Source organism: Butyrivibrio sp. AE3004 (genome assembly GCF_000703165.1).
Taxonomy (GTDB): Bacteria; Bacillota; Clostridia; order Lachnospirales; family Lachnospiraceae; genus Butyrivibrio.
The window spans coordinates 2,578,014-2,596,049 of the sequence record NZ_JNLQ01000002.1 but is presented as its reverse complement, the minus strand read 5'-3'; the positions used below and the strand labels follow the sequence as shown (position 1 = coordinate 2,596,049).

Sequence of the window (18,036 nt, the reverse complement as noted above, 5' to 3'; positions counted from 1 at the left end):
CATTCCATTGGCAACCGACACGAGGGCATACAAAGACATGTTTTATTACCTTAACATTATCATCCGGCTTGCAATATCGTCAATTAAATAAGTATAAACTTCTTATAAAATAAAAAATATACTATAATATAGAAGAAACAGCTTGCCGATAAAATCAAATTGAAGAGGATGCATTACAGTGGATCCTTTAAAAGAACGGATGTAAAAAAATATATTGACGTTCGCATATACCTATGCTATATTATACAAGCGACAGAAAATTTAGGTCTTTTTTTTATGCCTTAAAATAGGTGTAAAATCTATAGAAACAACGCACGGAGGAATGAACAATGCGTACAAGAATCACACTTGCTTGCACAGAGTGCAAAAACCGTAACTACGACACAACTAAGGATAAGAAGACACATCCTGACAGAATGGAAATCAAGAAGTACTGTCCTTTCTGCAAGAAGCACACACCGCACAAGGAAACAAAGTAATTCCGGTAACTGTATGGGGAAAGTCCTTGATTTTAAGGGGGTTTAGTTGATATGAGCGAAAATAATGCTGCAAAAAATGCACAGGAAAGCAAGTTTTCTGCTTTCTGTAAGGGTGTCAAGGCTGAGTTTAACAAAATTATCTGGCCTTCAAGAGAAGATATTACCAAGCAGACAACTGCAGTAGTTATCATTTCTGTTATTGTTGGTGCTCTTATAGCTGTGTTTGATTATGCTTTTGGTTATTTGATTAACTTCATCACCAAGATTTGATAAAGGAGTATTATGGCAGAAGAGATGCAGAATGAAAATGAACTCGATCTGACTTTGGACTCTACTGAAGAGGAAAATACAGAGGCTGTTGAAGCTGCTTCTGAAGAAGTTGCTGCTGATACTGCTGAGGTTACTATGGAAGCTTCAGAGGCTCCTGCTCACCAAAACGCTCACTGGTATGTAGTTCATACATATTCAGGCTATGAGATGAAGGTTAAGGCAAACCTTGAGAAGACGATTGAGAATCGTCATCTGGAGAACCAGATATTTGAGGTTCGTGTACCGCTTCAGGATGTTGTTGAAATGAAGAATGGTGCGCGTAAAACTGTCAGCCGAAAGATGTTTCCCGGTTATGTTCTTGTAAATATGGACATGAATGATGAGACATGGTATGTAGTCCGCAACACCAGAGGTGTTACAGGCTTTGTAGGACCGGGAAGTAAGCCGGTTCCGCTGTCAGATGCTGAAATCAAGCCTCTTGGAATCAAGACAGAGAATATGTCTGTTGATTTTGGTGTGGGTGACGAGATTGCTGTTGTTGCCGGCGTTTGGAATGGTACAGTTGGTATTGTTCAGCGTATGGACTTTGGCAAGCAGAGTGCTACTATCAATGTTAATCTGTTTGGTAGAGAGACACCGGTTGAGATTGGTTTCACTGAAGTTCGTAAGGTGACAAGCTGATTATTTTCATATGGAAAATGATTAAGTGCGCAAGTAATAATATATTTTAATTGGTATATCGTAGAGTAATCTACTATATATAGATGAGTTGGAATTAAGTTATTTCAATTCATGGGAACTGGAGTGGGAGCATTTGTGTATAGCATTTGCCAAGCTACATTTGGCCAGTGCACTGAAATACACTCGGAATGCGCCTGACCACATTATTTCTAGGAGGTGCCATTATGGCAAAGAAAGTCGAAGGATACATTAAGTTACAGATCCAGGCTGGTAAAGCAACACCAGCACCGCCGGTTGGTCCGGCTCTTGGTCAGCACGGTGTTAACATCGTTGAATTCACAAAGCAGTTCAACGCTAAGACAGCTGACAAGGGTGATGTCATCATTCCTGTTGTCATCACAGTTTATGCAGACAGAAGTTTCACATTCATCACAAAGACTCCGCCTGCAGCAGTTCTTCTTAAGAAGGCTTGCAATCTTCAGAAGGCTTCCGGTGTTCCGAACAAGAACAAGGTTGCAACAATTTCTAAAGATAAGATCAGAGAGATCGCAGAGACAAAGATGCCTGACCTGAATGCAGTTGATATCGAAGGTGCTATGAGCATGATCGCTGGTACTGCACGCAGCATGGGTATTGTAGTAGAAGACTGACGGAGGGCTAAGAGATGAAACACGGAAAGAAGTATGTTGAAGCTGCTAAGCTCATTGATAGAGCACAGCAGTATGAAGCTGCAGAAGCAATCTCTTTAGTAAAGAAGTCTGCTACTGCAAAATTTGATGAGACTGTTGAAGTACACATTCGTACAGGTTGTGATGGTCGTCATGCGGATCAGCAGATCCGTGGTGCGGTTGTTCTTCCTCACGGAACAGGTAAAACAGTTAAGGTTCTTGTATTTGCAAAGGGAACAAAGCTTGATGAGGCACAGGCTGCTGGCGCTGACCATGTAGGTGGCGAGGAACTTATTCCTAAGATTCAGAACGAAGGTTGGCTTGACTTTGACGTTGTAGTTGCTACACCTGACATGATGGGTGTTGTAGGACGTCTTGGTAAGGTTCTCGGACCTAAGGGCCTTATGCCTAACCCGAAGGCTGGAACAGTAACAATGGATGTTACAAAGGCTATCAACGATATCAAGGCTGGTAAGATTGAGTACCGTCTTGACAAGGCTAACATCATCCACTGCCCTATCGGAAAGGCATCTTTCTCAGAAGAGCAGCTTGAGCAGAACTTTACAGCTCTTATGGATGCTATCGTAAAGGCTAAGCCTTCAACTGTTAAGGGTCAGTACCTTAAGACAATCTCACTTGCTACAACAATGGGCCCTGGTGTCAAGGTTGTATCAAACAGATATTAATTTTTAGTATCGATATTGAGAGTACAAAGCGCGAAATCATTAAATGGTTTCGCGCTTTTTCTATATATGCTATGCTATTTACTGGGAGATGAAACAGAGAGTGGTTAACTCTGTTGTGCTATTATGAAAAAAGATATGAAAAAAGATGAACGGAAAAAAAAGAGGGGGATACATACAGGAGTAAATGGTGCAATCATTGCATCAATAATTGCATTTCTGCTGACAATTACAATTGGTGGAACTGTTCTTTTATCTATTGGAAAAAAGAAGAACCTGGATATATTAAGTGATGATGGATATGATACGCAGTCAGTAGAGGAAACAAAGATTACAAGACTTCCCTTGTTAGGAAATATAGTTGGAGATTCGGCGGACAATGCTGAGATTTCCAGATCTGCTAATGAAACTACAGGTAATTCTTCAAGAGTTCCCGGGGCTACGAAAATTGATGCAGATGAGTTAGGTGGTAAATCAACCACAGATTTAGGATTATCACATAAAAATACTGCGGATGGGACTGACCTATCAAATGACGATGCTGATATAGCAAAAGCAGACAACAAGGATGGAGAATCCAAAGCTGATAGAAGTGACGGAGAGGTAAATGGCTCCGAATCTGAGGACTTAAACCAGGGTGATAATCAGGATCTGAATAATGACGGTTCTGATCAGAATGATGTTGCAGCTTCTGAGATTAATGAATCATCAGGAGAAACGGCTATTTCCGGAGGTAACTGGGAGTATTCGATTACTCCTGCAAATTCTGAATATGTTTCATTGGCATTTGCCGGAGATATATTATTTGATCCGGGTTATGCCATCATGAACAAGATAAGACAAAATGGAGGTGGAATAGACGGAGTTATTGGAGGCAGTCTTCTCTCGTATATGAGAAATGCTGATATCATGGTCGTAAATAATGAGTTTCCATACTCTTATGGCGGAACACCTACTGAAGGGAAAACATTTACCTTTAGGGCAGAACCTTCATCGGCAGTGTTGCTGAATCAGATGGGCGTAGATGTAGCCACTCTTGCAAACAACCATGCATATGATTACGGGCAGACAGCCCTTCTTGATACACTTACTACTCTTGATAATGTCGGAGTTGCCAGAATAGGGGCAGGTGCTAATCTGGATGAGGCTTCACGTCCGGTATACTATAATGCCGACAACGGCATTAAAATTGCAATAATTGCAGCTACCGAGATTGAAAGATTAGATAATCCTGATACAAAGGGAGCAACCGATTCCAGCCCCGGAGTATTCAGATGCCTGGATATTACGAAGCTTGTAAGCAGAATTAAAGAGGCAAAGAGTAAAGGAGCATACGTGATAGTTTGCATACATTGGGGGACTGAAAGTAAGGAAGAAATCGACTGGTGGCAACAAAAGCAGGCACCTGAGATTGCGGATGCGGGAGCAGATCTGATTGTGGGAGCGCATCCCCATATTTTGCAGAAGATAGGATATGTTAACGGAGTACCGGTGGTTTACAGCCTTGGCAATTTTCTTTTCAGTTCAAAGGAACTGGAGACAGGACTGCTCAGGGTAAATATATACAAAGATGGGAAAACAGGATTGCAATTCATTCCTGCTATGCAGAGTGGTTGTACTGTTTCTGAGGCTACAGGCGAGAAAAAAACAGCCATTCTGAATCATATGAGAGCAATGTCATCAGGGGTAAGTATTGATGATGATGGCAATGTTAATTGAATTGACACTCCTATATTTTTTGAGTAACATATAAGTGGATAATTGTCGATATTTCGAGAAGATAGTGCAGATTATGTGATAATTGTAATGTGTTTTTTCTAAATTCAGATGAAGCATGTGTTTGCAGATGAGGTGCATTCTATGATTACAGTAAGTTTATGCATGATCGTTAAAAATGAAGAAGACAAGTTGGCTACATGCCTGGATTGCTTAAAGGATCTTGTTGATGAGATGATAATTGTCGACACAGGATCCAGCGACAGGACTGTGGAAATAGCTAAGTCCTACGGAGCAAAGGTTTTTGATTTCAAATGGACGGGAAGCTTTTCGGATGCGAGAAATTATTCGTTTGATCAGGCAACCTGTGATTTTATATATACAGCGGATGCTGATGAAACGATTGACGCCGAAAACATTGAGAGATTCAAACAGCTGAAGCAGGATATTGACGAGCTTGATATAGATGTAGTTCAAATGTATTATTGCAATCAGCTTAGTCATAATACGGTTTATAATTATGATAGGGAGCTTAGGCCCAAACTTTTCAGAAGAGTAAGACATTACAAATGGCATGATCCGATTCATGAGATGATCAATCTCGATTCAACTGTTTGCAACAGTGAAATTGAGATTGTTCATAATCCTACGGAGGATCATGGTGAACGTGATCTTTCCGCTTTCAGGAGAGCTATCAGAGAGGGTGAGTATATCAGCAAACGCCTTCATAATATGTATGCCAGAGAGCTGTTTATGGTGGGCACTGATGAAGATTTTATGCTGGCCAAGGAATTTTTCGAGGAATCGATTATGGATACCGGAAGAGATCTTGATCAGATCAAGGAAGCAGCATGTGTACTTGCTCATATAGCTGTTATTGATGGGAAAGTGGAAGAGATTTTGAAGTATTCACTAAAAGATCTGACTACTATTCCTTCAAGTGAGATGTGCTATGAGCTTGGGAATTATTACAGAAATAAAGGGGATATGCCGGAGGCGATTATCTGGTATTACAACGCAGCATATGAGACTTCGCCAATCCTTGATATACATAGAGGCGGTGACATGGCAATGCATAAGATTGCGGAGTGTTATCGTGAGATGGGGAATCTTGAACAGGCTGAGGACTATGAACATGCTGCGAACAACTGGGAAATCCCGACACTTGAGTAATTGAAATAGTAATGAATAAAATGGCAGGCTTATACGATGACTTCGAAGGCTTGCCATTTCTATTTGAGGAGAGCACTTAGTGAGTTTTTTTCGATACTGGCAGAGATTGTTTGATTAAAGATGACGATGAAATGATAAAGATAATGAAATTACGCAAATTAGCAGTTGTATTTTTGACAATAAATATGATGCTGACGCCGATAACGGGATGCACAGGAAGTGTAGGCAATGCCCGGAAGCTTGTGAGCAATAAAGAAAGTGCAGGCGAAAGCAGTGAAGGCAAGGCTTGGTCAACTGATAGCGGATATATACGTGCTGCTGACGAGATTGATCATACGCAGACTGACGAAACTGTGGATAATGGGAGTATGAGTGCATCAGATGATGCTGACGAAGCTCAGGCAGATAATTATGAAGATGATAAAGAACAGACAGAAGTGATCAATACAGAGTTTTCACTTAGTGTTCCAACCTATGTGTACAAAGTAGATGAGACCTGGTTTATTGTGGATTGTTATCATGATCAGATTATATACAATGATAATCTTGATACACCTCTCGGAGAATGGAAGGTGCTTACAAAGGAAGCTAAGCAGCCGCACACAATGGCTTCTGACGGACAGGTATTTCTTGTTGATGATACGGAAAATAACAGGGTGCTCGTTTTTGAACGACAGGATGGGGCATTTGTAAATACACAGATTTTTACAGATATAGGGAAAAGACCGCATTACACTGTTTATGATGAAAGTGATAAGGCCTTTTATGTATGGAGCTCTATGACCGGAGAGGTATACATTTTCAGACATGAAGAGGATTCCTCCAAAATGTACCTTACTGAAGTCAGAAGAGTCGGAGGACAGGATGTAAGCCCTCTTGAGGGAACATATATCCGGTCATTTTATATAGACGGGAATGAGATTTATTTTGTTTCAGGAATAGGGGCTGACGGAAGACCCTCAGGAATACTTATATGTGACAAGTACACGCTGGATATAAAGGAAAAAATCGAAGTTTCGGACAGTATGGCTGGAATGGTGGCTCTGATTAAGGAGGGTGACTATTTTTATATAACAATCTCAACAGATATAGTGGGAGATCAGAATGCTGCAACCATAATAAGGACAAGGGACCTTCATGGACTTGAAAAAGGCGAATTTGAAGATATATACAGCGATTATTTTGTGGGAGGTGGAACGCCTTACAATATTACAAAGATAGATGATACTTTTTACCTGACAGAGCACAGAGTACCGGGACACTCTGTCTGGAGCTTTAGGATTTTGAATGATGAAATTACAGATGTCAGGGCCGTTTACTAAAATCAATTATGAGAAGATTATTCATCGGTAAATAGACTTGATGTGGAGTTATATCGAAGTATTTTGAAAATCGGGGTTGAAAAAGATTGCTTTAGTAGTGTATCATGGTAAAGTGCTAAAGAGAACGCTGTATTATTATATGGCATCAAGGCAAAAGGTGAAGCTGCGAGTAGCAAACAAAAACCATGCCATTATGGATGAGGAGAGAGAACATGAGCTGGGAAAAAGTTGTCAGAAGAGTAACCCCATATGTACCCGGGGAGCAACCTAAGGATAAAAACATAATAAAGCTAAATACAAATGAGTGCCCGTATCCGCCTGCACCCGGAGTGAGTAAGCTGATAGAGAATCTGCGATATGAGGATATGAGGCTTTATCCAGACCCCGAAGCTTCTGTGCTTGTTGATGCGCTTTCGGATTATTATAAGGTCCCGGCAGATCAGATTTTTGTGGGAGTCGGATCTGATGATGTTTTATCAATGGCATATCTGACATTTTTTAACTCAGATAAACCGATTCTGTTTCCGGATATAACTTATTCTTTTTATGATGTATGGGCCGAGCTATACAAGGTTCCGTACAAAAAGATTCCGCTTGATGCTGATTTTAAGATAAATTTTGAGGAATACTATGAGGAAAACACCCCTAACGGAGGTGTGATCATAGCTAACCCCAACGCACCGGTAGGCATATGTGAGCCTGTGTCCAAAATAGAGGAGGTTGTTCGGCATAATCCCAATTCGGTGTGCATAATAGATGAGGCATACATTGATTTTGGCGGTGAGAGTGCACTTCCTCTTATTGAAAAATATGATAATGTTCTGATAGTACAGACTTTTTCAAAGTCACGCGCAATGGCCGGAATGCGAATCGGCTATGCTTTCGGTTCAAAGAAGCTTATAGGCTATATGAAGGACGCAAAGTTCTCTTTTAATTCATATACAATGAACAGACCATCACTTGAGCTTGGAGTTGAATCAATCAGGGATGATGCATATTTTAAGGAAACCTGCGCAAAAATAATCGCAACCAGAGAACGTGTGAAAAAAGAACTGTCTGAGCTGGGCTTTACTTTCCCGGATTCGAAGGCGAACTTTATATTTGCAAAGCATGAGAGAGTGACAGGAGAGGAACTGTTTCTTACGCTTAAGGAGGCACGCATATTTGTTCGTCACTGGAATACTGACAGGATTTCTGATTACCTTCGTATAACCATCGGAACGGATGAGGAGATGGATAAGCTGATATCTTTTTTGGAGGACTATTTGGGATAAAAAGTTAACGATATTTAAAAGCTTGTAGGATTGGCAGCCTTTTGATAAAATTATGCACTGGAGTGTTTTAAATTTCGGTATCAGGAAAACCGATTCCCTTTTTGAAGGGATTTTGAGCAGGTTGTAATTACTGATACTGTGTGCATATTTTATGAGAGGCTGTTTTATTATGCTTAGTTTTTTTAGAAATTCACTAATTGGTCAGTACATTTTTGTTTTTTTCCTTTCTATGGTTCCGCTTGTAGAGCTTAGAGGTGCGGTTCCTTTTGCTTATGGCTTTTTGAATACCAGCACAGGCTTTAATATTGTATTGGGATACATTCTTATTGCGATTGGAAACATGATTCCTATGCCTTTTATCTTCTTTTTTGCAAGAAGACTTCTTGTGTGGGGAAAGGATAAGCCGGTAATCGGACGTTTCTTTACCTTCTGTCTTGAAAAGGGTGAAAAGGGTGGAATGAAGCTTCAGGAGAAGGCAGGAAGAGGTCTTTACCTTGCGCTTCTTCTCTTTGTCGGAATTCCTGTTCCCGGAACAGGCGCATGGACAGGAACTCTCGCAGCAAGTATCCTTGACATGGACTTCAAGAAGAGTGTGCTTGCCGTTATAGGTGGTATAGCTCTTGCAGGAACTATCATGGGAATTGTGAGTTTTGTTACAGCAAGTGCAATTGTCGGTATAGCAGGCTAAGCCTACAAGGTTATTTGATAAATGAAAACGAATAAATAGTCCGGTAACATCCGGGGATGCTAAGTATGACCGGTTAATGGAACCGTCAACATATCGGTATGAGCCGGATAAAAACATGTATTTATAGATTAGTGCGATCAAACCCAAATGAGAAATCATTAAGGGATGATCGCACTTTTTTGTATATTCCTGAACGCATTATCTTTGTTGGCATTCGAAATGCATTATTTGTGGTAAAATAATTTATGCTAACATTTATCGAGGAGATGAATATGGAAGCCTATACAGATTTTGCAAAAGTTTATGATGAGTTTATGGATGAGACCCCGTATCACGACTGGGCTTTGTATATATCAAAGCTTATACGAAGCTATGGGATATCTACTCCTTATAAAAAGAAGGATGAGAACGAGCTCCTTTTGGATGAGGAACAGGAACAGTGCGCGGAATCCGGCGAGGATGACACGGAAGAACTGCTTCTTCAGGAGCAGAACCTTGTTGTGGAGCTGGGGTGTGGCACGGGAAGCTTTACCGAGGAAATGGCTGAGCTTGGTTATGATATGATAGGCATCGATTTTTCAGGAGAAATGCTTGGGATAGCCCGTAACAAGATGGAAAAGTCAGGCCACGAAATCATGTATCTTGAACAGGATATGTGTGAGCTTGACCTATTCTGTACTGCAGGAACCATAGTCAGTGTGTGCGACAGCATAAACTATCTGATAGAGGATGAACAGATAAGAAAAGCATTTACGAAGGTAAACAACTATCTTTATCCCGGAGGCTTATTCATTTTTGATTTTAATACCCTGCATAAGTACAGGGATGTAATTGGAAATGTGACCATAGCTGAGAATAGAGAGGATTGCAGCTTTATCTGGGAAAATTTCTTTGACGTGGACACTAATATAAATGAATATGACCTGACACTGTTTGTAAAGCGAAGAAGCGGTGAAAATAGCGCTTCTGCGAATGATGAGGCTGAAGGCTATGTGGATTTGTTCGAAAGATCGATAGAGACACATCTGCAAAGGGGATACACCCTGGAAGAGATGAAGGCTTTTGTTGAGCAGGCGGGTATGAGTTTTATAACCGCAATTGATGCAGATACCCATGAACAGCCTACTGAGGACAGCGAGAGAATATACGTGCTTGCAAGAGAGCATGGTAAGGATGCTTTAGCGTGAAGATAAAGGTGCCATCCGGAAATGTGAAGTATGATCTTTTAACGAAAACACTGCAAAGATATACCTGTTAAAACATGGTAAGAAACGGAGTTTATTATGAAAGATGGTTTTATCAAAGTGGCAGCAGCTACACCTAAGATTAAAGTTGCGGATCCTTTTTACAACGCTGACAGAATTATGGAGCAGATGGATGAGGCGGTCAAAAACGGAGCGAAGATCGTGGTTTTTCCGGAGCTGTGTGTGACAGGGTATACCTGCCAGGATCTGTTTTTGCAGGAAACCTTGTTAAACGGTGCGTTTGCTGCTCTTAAGAAAATTGTTAAACACAGTGAAGGACTTGACGGTGTATTTTTTGTCGGAGTTCCTATTGAATACAATGGAAAGCTGTTTAACTGTGCTGCGGTGATCAATAATGGTGAAATATCTGCCATGATACCTAAGACCAATATCCCGAATCATGGAGAGTTTTATGAAAAGAGATATTTTGAGAGCGCAGATGTCTTGGGGGATGAGACAGAACTTGTTTCATATAAGGACCTTGGAGATGAGTTTATTCCCGCAGCATGTGATGAGGATGACGATGATGACTGGTGGTTTGAATTTGGAAAAGTTATTGTCGATTTATCGGATATAATGAAGGGGCTGAAAATTGGATGTGAGATATGCGAGGACCTGTGGGTTCCAAATACTCCGAGTACTGATTATGCCTTGCAGGGCGCGACTCTTATTGTCAATCTTTCTGCATCCAATGACCTTGTAGGAAAAGACAGTTATAGAAAAAATCTTGTTCAGGCAACAAGTGCAAGACTTATTGCCGGCTATGTTTATGCCTCTGCAGGTGAAGGTGAATCAACGCAGGACCTTGTTTTCGGAGGTCATAATATTATAGCGGAGAACGGAACGGTTCTTGCTGAAAAGAAGCTTTTTGAAAATGGCATAACCTATGCTGATATCGATATAAACAGAATTCTTCATGAGAGAAGAAAGACAACAACCTTTGGAAGGAAAGTCAGGAAAGAGGATATGTCTGAGGTTGATTGTGAGATAAAGTTCGAGGATACAAAGCTTACACGTAAATTCCCCGGAAAGCCCTTTGTTCCCGCTTCTGTGGAAGAGCGTGCAAGGAGATGCGAACAGATTCTTTCCATTCAGGCTATGGGACTTAAAAAACGATTGGAACACACCGGCTGCAAAACGGCTGTTATAGGTGTTTCGGGAGGCCTTGATTCGACACTTGCACTGCTTGTTATAGCAAGGGCTTTTGATGCCTTATCCCTTGACAGAAGCGGTATAATTGCCGTTACTATGCCATGCTTTGGGACTACGGACAGAACTTACCGGAACGCCTGTGATCTTGCAAAGGCACTGGGAGCCACTTTGAAAGAGGTCGATATAAAGGAAGCCGTTACTATCCATTTCAGGGATATCGGACAGGATAAGGATACTCATGACGTTACATATGAGAACTGTCAGGCAAGAGAGCGCACACAGGTGCTTATGGATATTGCAAACAAGATGAACGGAATGGTTGTGGGAACGGGAGATCTGTCCGAACTTGCACTAGGCTGGGCAACCTACAACGGCGATCATATGTCAATGTACGGAGTAAATGCGGGTGTTCCGAAAACCTTAGTAAGGCATCTTGTTAAGTATTATGCTGATTCCTGCTTTGCTATGGCAAAGGATAAGAAAGCTAGGGAGCTTGTAGGAAAGGTGCTTTTGGATGTGCTTGATACACCTGTAAGTCCTGAGCTTTTACCTCCCACGGACGGAAAGATTTCACAAAAGACAGAGTCTATTGTAGGCCCGTATGAGCTTCATGACTTTTTCCTGTACTATATGTTGCGCTGTGGCTTCCCTAAGGAAAAAATCCGTAGAATAGCGTATAAGACCTTCACTGAGGAGGGCGACAAGAAGGCTGATGGAAGCCCCTTGTCGGATAGCTACTACGATCATGAAACCATTGATAAATGGCTTGATATATTCTGCAGACGCTTCTTTACCCAGCAGTTTAAGAGGAGCTGCCTGCCGGATGGCCCAAAGGTGGGATCTGTTGCGGTATCACCCAGAGGAGATCTTAGAATGCCATCTGATGCCAGCTACGCTCTTTGGAATTAAAAATGAAATGTTTCTAAAAAAACTATGCGTGTTCCTTAAATGTCAATGACATTTTCCGTAACACGCATTTTTTTGTGTTTCCGGATGATATAATGACTCAAATGAAAAATATTGTCATATTGAGATTTAGTTTCCTGTAGTGAATATAAGGAGTTTTTTATGAAGAATAGATTTATTTCCGGAGTGATTTTTATAATAATGTCCTGTCTGCTATTTACGGGTGCCCTGAAGGCTCATGCGGCAGCAATTGCAGATGCAATTTACACGCAAGGTTTCGAGAGGGTGTCTGACTATGATGCGTATCTGTCGGGAAGCGATAGTCTTATAGACAATAAGGTTTGGATTGAAGGAAAAGCAAAGGAATACGATCCTTCCACCAATTCAATTATCGTAGAGACGTCTCTGGGCAATTGGGCGGCGTATTGCGGGGATGACGGTACGGAAAACTTTAAGGCCCTTGTTCTTGAGGCTATAGGCAAAAATATCAGGGTGTTTGGCAAATATGCGGGTGTATCTGAAGAGCTTGATTTACCTAAGGTAAATTTTATTCAAAACAATTTTATTGAAGCGGCATACAGACTTGAGTCCACTGACAATAATTTCAGACTGACATATTTTGATTATGCGATTGGAAAACCTGATTTTGATCAGGAAGAAACCTATAACGGAATGATATACAGTGGTTCCTCCTCTTTTATACAAAAAGGTGATGAAAATACCAGATATTATTATTTCGATAATCAGACACCTGCTTTTATTCTGATTCATGCAGATGACATCAGTGACGATGCATACAAATCTATTTCAGATGATTTTATCTTGGATACTTTTATTGATCGCTATACAAACTCTACGGAGTATGTGATCAGAAAAGAAAAAGCAAATATAGGAGGCATGAAAGGAGCCTTTTTGGAGACTACTTTCACTGATGGAGACATGCCTTGCAGTATGAGCTTATTTAGCTATCTTGGGATAGCAAACGGACACATTTACTACTTTGGATGTACGCAGCCCTATCTGGCATCCGAGACCTTCAAGAGGATTCTTCCGGCAATGCTTGAAAATGCAAGTTATCAGGATATGTCCGTATCCGATGAAAAGGTGATTCCGTCATTGGCGGAAATAGTAGGCCTTTATACCATGACTGTTGAGCTTTCGGACGGAAGTGGCAAGACAAAGACAGATACTGGTGAAAACTATTATTTTGGAGCTGATGATTTGAAGAGCTATGATGAAACAACAGGCATCTGCACGATAGAAGATGATGATTTTGCAATGACACTTACCTTTGAATTTGATAAAGACAGACGCGTAATGTGTCACGGAACTGTAGCATCGGGATCAGTGTCCGGATCTATTATCGGTTTAAAGACAAGCTAAGGCTCGAAAGAGCTTTTCTGAAATGAGGAATAATTTGGGCGGGTAAATCCTCGGGCAATTGTCCGGGGATTTACTTTGACATAAGCAAAAAAATGTGAGTATAATCGAAATGTATATGGTCAGAGAGCTTGTAAAAGTACTGACTGTCAGACTTTAAGGGATGGGAGACATAATATATGCACTTTACTAAAATGCACGGTTGCGGTAACGATTATATTTACATAGACGGTAGTAAAGAGAAGGTGAATAAGCAAGATAAACCGGATCTGGTGAAGCTTCTCAGCGACAGACACTTCGGGATTGGCGGAGACGGTGTTATTTTCATAAACACAATCGGAGATGATGAGGCTGATTTTGAAATGGAGATGTACAACGCTGACGGCTCGTATTCCGAAATGTGCGGAAACGGCATCAGATGTGTTGCCAAGTTTGTATATGACAAGGGACTTACTGATAAGAAAAAGCTTCGCATAGTAAGCGGAGGAAGAGTCAGAATCCTCGATCTTAAAACAGAAGATGGTATGGTAACAAGCGTAAAGGTTAATATGGGTGCGCCTATACTTACACCTGCCGGAATTCCTGTAAAGCTCCCCGATGAGAGAGCAATGGCTAAAAAGGAAGTTGTCAATTATCCTATAAAGGTTATGGACAAGGAGTACACTGTAACCTGCGTATCCATGGGTAATCCTCATGCGGTTGTCTTTCTGAACAGAGGAGAGGATATAGATGCCTTGAATCTTGAGAAGATAGGACCAAGATTCGAGCATCATGCATTTTTCCCAAAAGGAATTAATACGGAATTTGTATCTATTGATGACAGGGAAAATGTGCACATGCGTGTATGGGAGAGAGGAACCGGTGAAACGCTTGCCTGCGGAACAGGATGCTGTGCAACGGTAGTGGCATGCGTTCTTAACGACCACACTTCCGACAATATTACTGTCCATGTAAGGGGCGGAGAAATAAAATGTAAATGGGACAGGGAAGAAAACGTAGTTTATATGACCGGCCCTGCAACAACGGTATTTGAAGGAGATGTTTAATGCATCTCCTTTTTTTGGAACTAATTCTTTCTTTGAAAATTTAGGAATTTAATTCGCTAAAGTGCTTGCATTGAAAAATGTTATGTGATAATATCGTTCAAGGACGCACAAATGTCCGTGCTACAAAAACATAACAACGTAAATGTTCGCGAGACATATTACACATTGTTTCGAAGAGGAACTTATTATGAAAGAAGAAACAGCATATTATGTGCTGAAGAAGCAGGCTGTGCCTGATGTTTTGCTAAAGGTATTAGAGGCTAAGAAATTGATAGATACCGGTAAATGCAAGACAGTAAATGAAGCAGCTGAGCGGCTGGGCATAAGCAGGAGCTCCTTTTATAAATACAAGGACGATATATATGAATTTCATGACAGCCTGCAGGGAACCACTCTTACACTGAATTTACAGATGGATGACGAGCTTGGTGTGTTATCCGATGTGCTTAGGATTATTTCCGGATGCGGCGCCAATATTCTGACTGTTCATCAGGCAATACCTTATAACGGAGTGGCGGCTTTGTCAGTTGGTATACAGGTTTTACCCACGACAAGCGACATGGCGGATATGATCGGCAGATTGCAGTCCGCGCCCCGAGTACATAATGTTCAGATTATAGGCAGAAGTGCCGAAGTATAAAATGTGCAGATCACTTGATGTGTTTTTAGCTGATATATTTATTTTGCAAGAGGATGAAAAAATTATCTATTAGGAGGAAGTCAAAATGACAAAGATTGCAGTATTGGGTTACGGCACTGTCGGAAGCGGTGTTGCGGAGGTTCTGGATGTGAACGGTTCCTGTGTCGAGGATAGCGCCGGAGAAAAAATAGAGATTAAATATATACTGGATCTTCGTGATTTTCCCGGAGATAAGCATGAAAGCCAGGTTGTACACGATTTTGACGTAATCGTAAACGACCCCGAGGTAGAAGTTGTCTGTGAGACCATGGGAGGAATTGAGCCTGCTTTTACATTTGAAAAAAGAGCTCTTGAGAGCGGAAAAAGTGTATGCACTTCCAATAAAGAGCTCGTGGCTGCACACGGACCTGAGCTTGTTGAACTTGCAAAGAAGAACAACGTAAGCTACCTTTTTGAAGCAAGCGTAGGCGGCGGAATACCGGTGCTTCGTTCAATGAATGATTCAATAAGACATGAGAAGGTTGATTCCATAACAGGTATCCTGAACGGAACAACTAACTATATCCTGACCAAAATGGATCAGGAAGGAGCAGATTTTGACAGCGTCCTTAAGGTTGCGCAGGACAAGGGCTATGCTGAGAGAAATCCTGAGGCTGATATCGAGGGACATGATGCCTGCAGAAAAACAGCTATTCTTGCTTCCATAATGAGTGGTCAGTTCGTTAAGTATGAAGATATTTACACAGAAGGAATTACAAAGATTACAGGTGAGGACTTCGAATATGCCAGAGAGATGAAGATGGCAATCAAGCTTCTGGGAAGCTGTAAGAGAGAGGACGGGAAGTTCTTCGCTATGGTTGCTCCTTTCCTCATTCCTTTTGACAATTCCCTTTCAACAGTAAACGGTGTATTCAATGCCATTGATGTTCACGGTAACATGCTGGGCGATGTAATGTACTACGGTAAGGGAGCGGGTAAAAAAGCCACAGCTTCAGCAGTAGTGGCAGATGTTATCGATATTGTGAGAAACAAAGGTAAACATGTTGACTGGAACCTCAGAAATGTTCCCGCTGAAGTGGCTTCAATAAATGATGATGTCAGAAGCTTCTTCGTAAGATGCGATGCATCAGGCGAAGGAAGTGCAAAAGAACTTTTTGGTGATATAAAGGTTATCGAAACATCAAAGGTGTCCGGTGAGTTTGCATTTATTACTCCCGAAATGAAGGAGATTGATTTTAAAGATAAGTTCGAAAAACTCGAGGGAGCAAAGAGTTATTTAAGATTGCTGTGATATTTTTGATTAGAAAGAATGATCTTAAAGTACCGGCAACAGACCGGTATGAATCAGATAAAAACATGTGTTAAAGACGAGGAGAGAAGTGAAAAAATGAGCAAGGTAGTAAAATTCGGTGGTAGCTCATGCGCCGATGCAAAGCAGTTTCAGAAGGTTGCTGAAATCATAAAGGCTGATAAGGAGCGCAAATATGTAGTAGTATCCGCTCCCGGAAAAAGAACAAACCTTGACACCAAGGTTACGGATATGCTGTATCAGACTTATGAGCTTGCTGAAAAAGGCAAGAATTTCTCTAAGGAACTTGCCGCGATCGAAGCCAGATTTAATGAGATTATCAAGGGTCTCAAATTAAAGCTTTCTTTAAAGGAAGAGTTCGAGCTTATCGAGAAGAATTTCAAGGCCAAGGCAGGAAGCGATTATGCTGCTTCAAGAGGAGAGTATCTCAACGGTAAGATCATGGCTCAGTACCTTGGATTTGAGTATATAGATCCTGCAGAAGTTGTTCTTTTTGATGAAGACGGAAGCTTCGATGCCGAGATCACAAACCGCAGAGTGGCTAAGCGCCTTTTGGGAGTTGAAAATGCAGTTATCTCCGGTTTCTACGGAGCATATGAAGATGGAAGAATCAAGACCTTTTCAAGAGGCGGTTCCGATATAACAGGTTCAATTATTGCAAGAGCAATACATGCGGATGTTTATGAAAACTGGACAGATGTATCCGGCTTCCTTGTAGCTGATCCGAGAATTATCGACAGACCTGCTCCTATTGAGACAATCACATACACAGAGCTTCGAGAGCTTGCATATATGGGAGCGTCAGTTCTGCATGAGGATGCTATTTTCCCTGTAAGAAAAGAAGGAATTCCGATCAATATCAGAAATACAAACAGACCTGAAGACAGTGGTACCTGGATTGTTGAGTCAACAGCAAAGAAGTCCAAGTACACGATCACTGGTGTTGCAGGTAAAAAAGGATTTTGCTGCGTAAATATCCTTAAGGATATGATGAACTCAGAGGTTGGATTTGTAAGAAAGGTTCTTCAGGCATTCGAAGATCAGAACATTTCAATTGAGCATGTTCCTTCAGGAATCGACACAATGACAGTATTTGTAGCCCAGGACGATTTCATAGATAAGGAACAGGCAGTTGTTTCCGAAATCCACAGACTTGCGAAACCTGATCTTCTTGAGATTGAATCAGACCTTGCGCTTATCGCAGTCGTTGGACGAGGAATGAAGAGACAGCGCGGAACGGCAGCCAGAATCTTCTCAGCTCTTGCTCATGTGAATGTAAACTGCCGAATGATCGATCAGGGATCTTCAGAGCTTAACATCATCATCGGTGTTGAGAATAGGGATTTTGAAAAAGCAATCAAAGCAATATACGATATTTTCGTAATGACACAGCTGTAATAAATAA

General features: G+C 41.2%; 17 protein-coding genes. All 17 read left to right on the top strand.

Going from position 1 to position 18,036, the window contains the following annotated elements:
• Positions 1–329 precede the first annotated feature (329 nt).
• The 17 genes from rpmG (at position 330) to BV60_RS0114135 (ending at position 18,029) form a co-directional block, all read left to right on the top strand.
• Entirely contained in the window at positions 330–479 is a 150-nt protein-coding gene (gene rpmG / locus BV60_RS0114215) for a 50S ribosomal protein L33 (protein ID WP_022760828.1), read from the top strand.
• Positions 480–530: 51 nt separating this feature from the next.
• Positions 531–749, top strand: a complete 219-nt coding sequence (gene secE / locus BV60_RS0114210; RefSeq protein WP_029322782.1) for a preprotein translocase subunit SecE — start codon at positions 531–533, stop codon at positions 747–749.
• Positions 750–884: 135 nt separating this feature from the next.
• The gene (nusG, locus tag BV60_RS0114205) at positions 885–1,430 is read left to right on the top strand and encodes a transcription termination/antitermination protein NusG (RefSeq protein ID WP_029322781.1); all 546 of its coding nucleotides are present in this window, start codon (positions 885–887) and stop codon (positions 1,428–1,430) included.
• Between the two features lie 224 nt (positions 1,431–1,654).
• Positions 1,655–2,080 carry a 50S ribosomal protein L11 gene (gene rplK, locus BV60_RS0114200; protein ID WP_026511780.1) on the top strand — a complete coding sequence of 142 codons (426 nt, stop codon included), beginning with the start codon at positions 1,655–1,657 and terminating at the stop codon, positions 2,078–2,080.
• 14 nt (positions 2,081–2,094) lie between these two features.
• A complete protein-coding gene (gene rplA, locus BV60_RS0114195; protein ID WP_029322780.1) occupies positions 2,095–2,784 on the top strand; it encodes a 50S ribosomal protein L1 in 690 nt (229 codons plus the stop codon).
• A gap of 123 nt (positions 2,785–2,907) precedes the next feature.
• Positions 2,908–4,500: a CapA family protein gene (locus tag BV60_RS22135; RefSeq protein ID WP_051656753.1), complete on the top strand. Its 1,593-nt coding sequence runs from the start codon at positions 2,908–2,910 to the stop codon at positions 4,498–4,500.
• A 141-nt stretch (positions 4,501–4,641) separates the two neighbouring features.
• Positions 4,642–5,670, top strand: coding sequence for a glycosyltransferase (locus BV60_RS0114185; RefSeq protein ID WP_029322778.1), 1,029 nt, complete (start codon positions 4,642–4,644; stop codon positions 5,668–5,670).
• Between the two features lie 110 nt (positions 5,671–5,780).
• Entirely contained in the window at positions 5,781–6,992 is a 1,212-nt protein-coding gene (locus BV60_RS0114180) for a YncE family protein (RefSeq protein WP_051656752.1), read from the top strand.
• A gap of 212 nt (positions 6,993–7,204) precedes the next feature.
• Positions 7,205–8,266, top strand: coding sequence for a histidinol-phosphate transaminase (hisC, locus tag BV60_RS0114175; protein WP_029322776.1), 1,062 nt, complete (start codon positions 7,205–7,207; stop codon positions 8,264–8,266).
• Positions 8,267–8,435: 169 nt separating this feature from the next.
• On the top strand, positions 8,436–8,954 hold the full coding sequence (locus tag BV60_RS0114170; RefSeq protein ID WP_035777275.1) for a COG2426 family protein: 519 nt from the start codon (positions 8,436–8,438) through the stop codon (positions 8,952–8,954).
• Positions 8,955–9,226: 272 nt separating this feature from the next.
• Positions 9,227–10,141, top strand: a complete 915-nt coding sequence (locus BV60_RS0114165) for a class I SAM-dependent DNA methyltransferase (protein WP_029322773.1) — start codon at positions 9,227–9,229, stop codon at positions 10,139–10,141.
• A 96-nt stretch (positions 10,142–10,237) separates the two neighbouring features.
• Positions 10,238–12,259 (top strand): NAD(+) synthase, encoded by a 2,022-nt coding sequence (locus BV60_RS0114160; RefSeq protein WP_029322772.1) that lies wholly within the window; start codon positions 10,238–10,240, stop codon positions 12,257–12,259.
• Between the two features lie 159 nt (positions 12,260–12,418).
• Positions 12,419–13,639: a hypothetical protein gene (locus BV60_RS0114155; protein WP_029322770.1), complete on the top strand. Its 1,221-nt coding sequence runs from the start codon at positions 12,419–12,421 to the stop codon at positions 13,637–13,639.
• A gap of 176 nt (positions 13,640–13,815) precedes the next feature.
• Positions 13,816–14,682 carry a diaminopimelate epimerase gene (gene dapF / locus BV60_RS0114150; RefSeq protein ID WP_029322769.1) on the top strand — a complete coding sequence of 289 codons (867 nt, stop codon included), beginning with the start codon at positions 13,816–13,818 and terminating at the stop codon, positions 14,680–14,682.
• 187 nt (positions 14,683–14,869) lie between these two features.
• Complete coding sequence (locus BV60_RS0114145) at positions 14,870–15,322, top strand: ACT domain-containing protein (RefSeq protein WP_029322767.1); 453 nt, start codon at positions 14,870–14,872, stop codon at positions 15,320–15,322.
• A gap of 85 nt (positions 15,323–15,407) precedes the next feature.
• The gene (locus BV60_RS0114140; RefSeq protein ID WP_029322766.1) at positions 15,408–16,613 is read left to right on the top strand and encodes a homoserine dehydrogenase; all 1,206 of its coding nucleotides are present in this window, start codon (positions 15,408–15,410) and stop codon (positions 16,611–16,613) included.
• 96 nt (positions 16,614–16,709) lie between these two features.
• Positions 16,710–18,029: an aspartate kinase gene (locus BV60_RS0114135; RefSeq protein ID WP_029322764.1), complete on the top strand. Its 1,320-nt coding sequence runs from the start codon at positions 16,710–16,712 to the stop codon at positions 18,027–18,029.
• The last annotated feature ends 7 nt before the right edge of the window (positions 18,030–18,036 follow it).

Excerpts from the sequence above, each read along its gene's own strand:
- rpmG (WP_022760828.1), top strand. The coding sequence starts at position 330 with ATGCGTACAAGAATCACACTTGCTTGCACAGAGTGCAAAAACCGTAAC.
- secE (WP_029322782.1), top strand. The coding sequence starts at position 531 with ATGAGCGAAAATAATGCTGCAAAAAATGCACAGGAAAGCAAGTTTTCT.
- nusG (WP_029322781.1), top strand. The coding sequence starts at position 885 with ATGGAAGCTTCAGAGGCTCCTGCTCACCAAAACGCTCACTGGTATGTA.
- rplK (WP_026511780.1), top strand. The coding sequence starts at position 1,655 with ATGGCAAAGAAAGTCGAAGGATACATTAAGTTACAGATCCAGGCTGGT.
- rplA (WP_029322780.1), top strand. The coding sequence starts at position 2,095 with ATGAAACACGGAAAGAAGTATGTTGAAGCTGCTAAGCTCATTGATAGA.
- BV60_RS22135 (WP_051656753.1), top strand. The coding sequence starts at position 2,908 with ATGAAAAAAGATATGAAAAAAGATGAACGGAAAAAAAAGAGGGGGATA.
- BV60_RS0114185 (WP_029322778.1), top strand. The coding sequence starts at position 4,642 with ATGATTACAGTAAGTTTATGCATGATCGTTAAAAATGAAGAAGACAAG.
- hisC (WP_029322776.1), top strand. The coding sequence starts at position 7,205 with ATGAGCTGGGAAAAAGTTGTCAGAAGAGTAACCCCATATGTACCCGGG.
- BV60_RS0114170 (WP_035777275.1), top strand. The coding sequence starts at position 8,436 with ATGCTTAGTTTTTTTAGAAATTCACTAATTGGTCAGTACATTTTTGTT.
- BV60_RS0114165 (WP_029322773.1), top strand. The coding sequence starts at position 9,227 with ATGGAAGCCTATACAGATTTTGCAAAAGTTTATGATGAGTTTATGGAT.
- BV60_RS0114160 (WP_029322772.1), top strand. The coding sequence starts at position 10,238 with ATGAAAGATGGTTTTATCAAAGTGGCAGCAGCTACACCTAAGATTAAA.
- BV60_RS0114155 (WP_029322770.1), top strand. The coding sequence starts at position 12,419 with ATGAAGAATAGATTTATTTCCGGAGTGATTTTTATAATAATGTCCTGT.
- dapF (WP_029322769.1), top strand. The coding sequence starts at position 13,816 with ATGCACTTTACTAAAATGCACGGTTGCGGTAACGATTATATTTACATA.
- BV60_RS0114145 (WP_029322767.1), top strand. The coding sequence starts at position 14,870 with ATGAAAGAAGAAACAGCATATTATGTGCTGAAGAAGCAGGCTGTGCCT.
- BV60_RS0114140 (WP_029322766.1), top strand. The coding sequence starts at position 15,408 with ATGACAAAGATTGCAGTATTGGGTTACGGCACTGTCGGAAGCGGTGTT.
- BV60_RS0114135 (WP_029322764.1), top strand. The coding sequence starts at position 16,710 with ATGAGCAAGGTAGTAAAATTCGGTGGTAGCTCATGCGCCGATGCAAAG.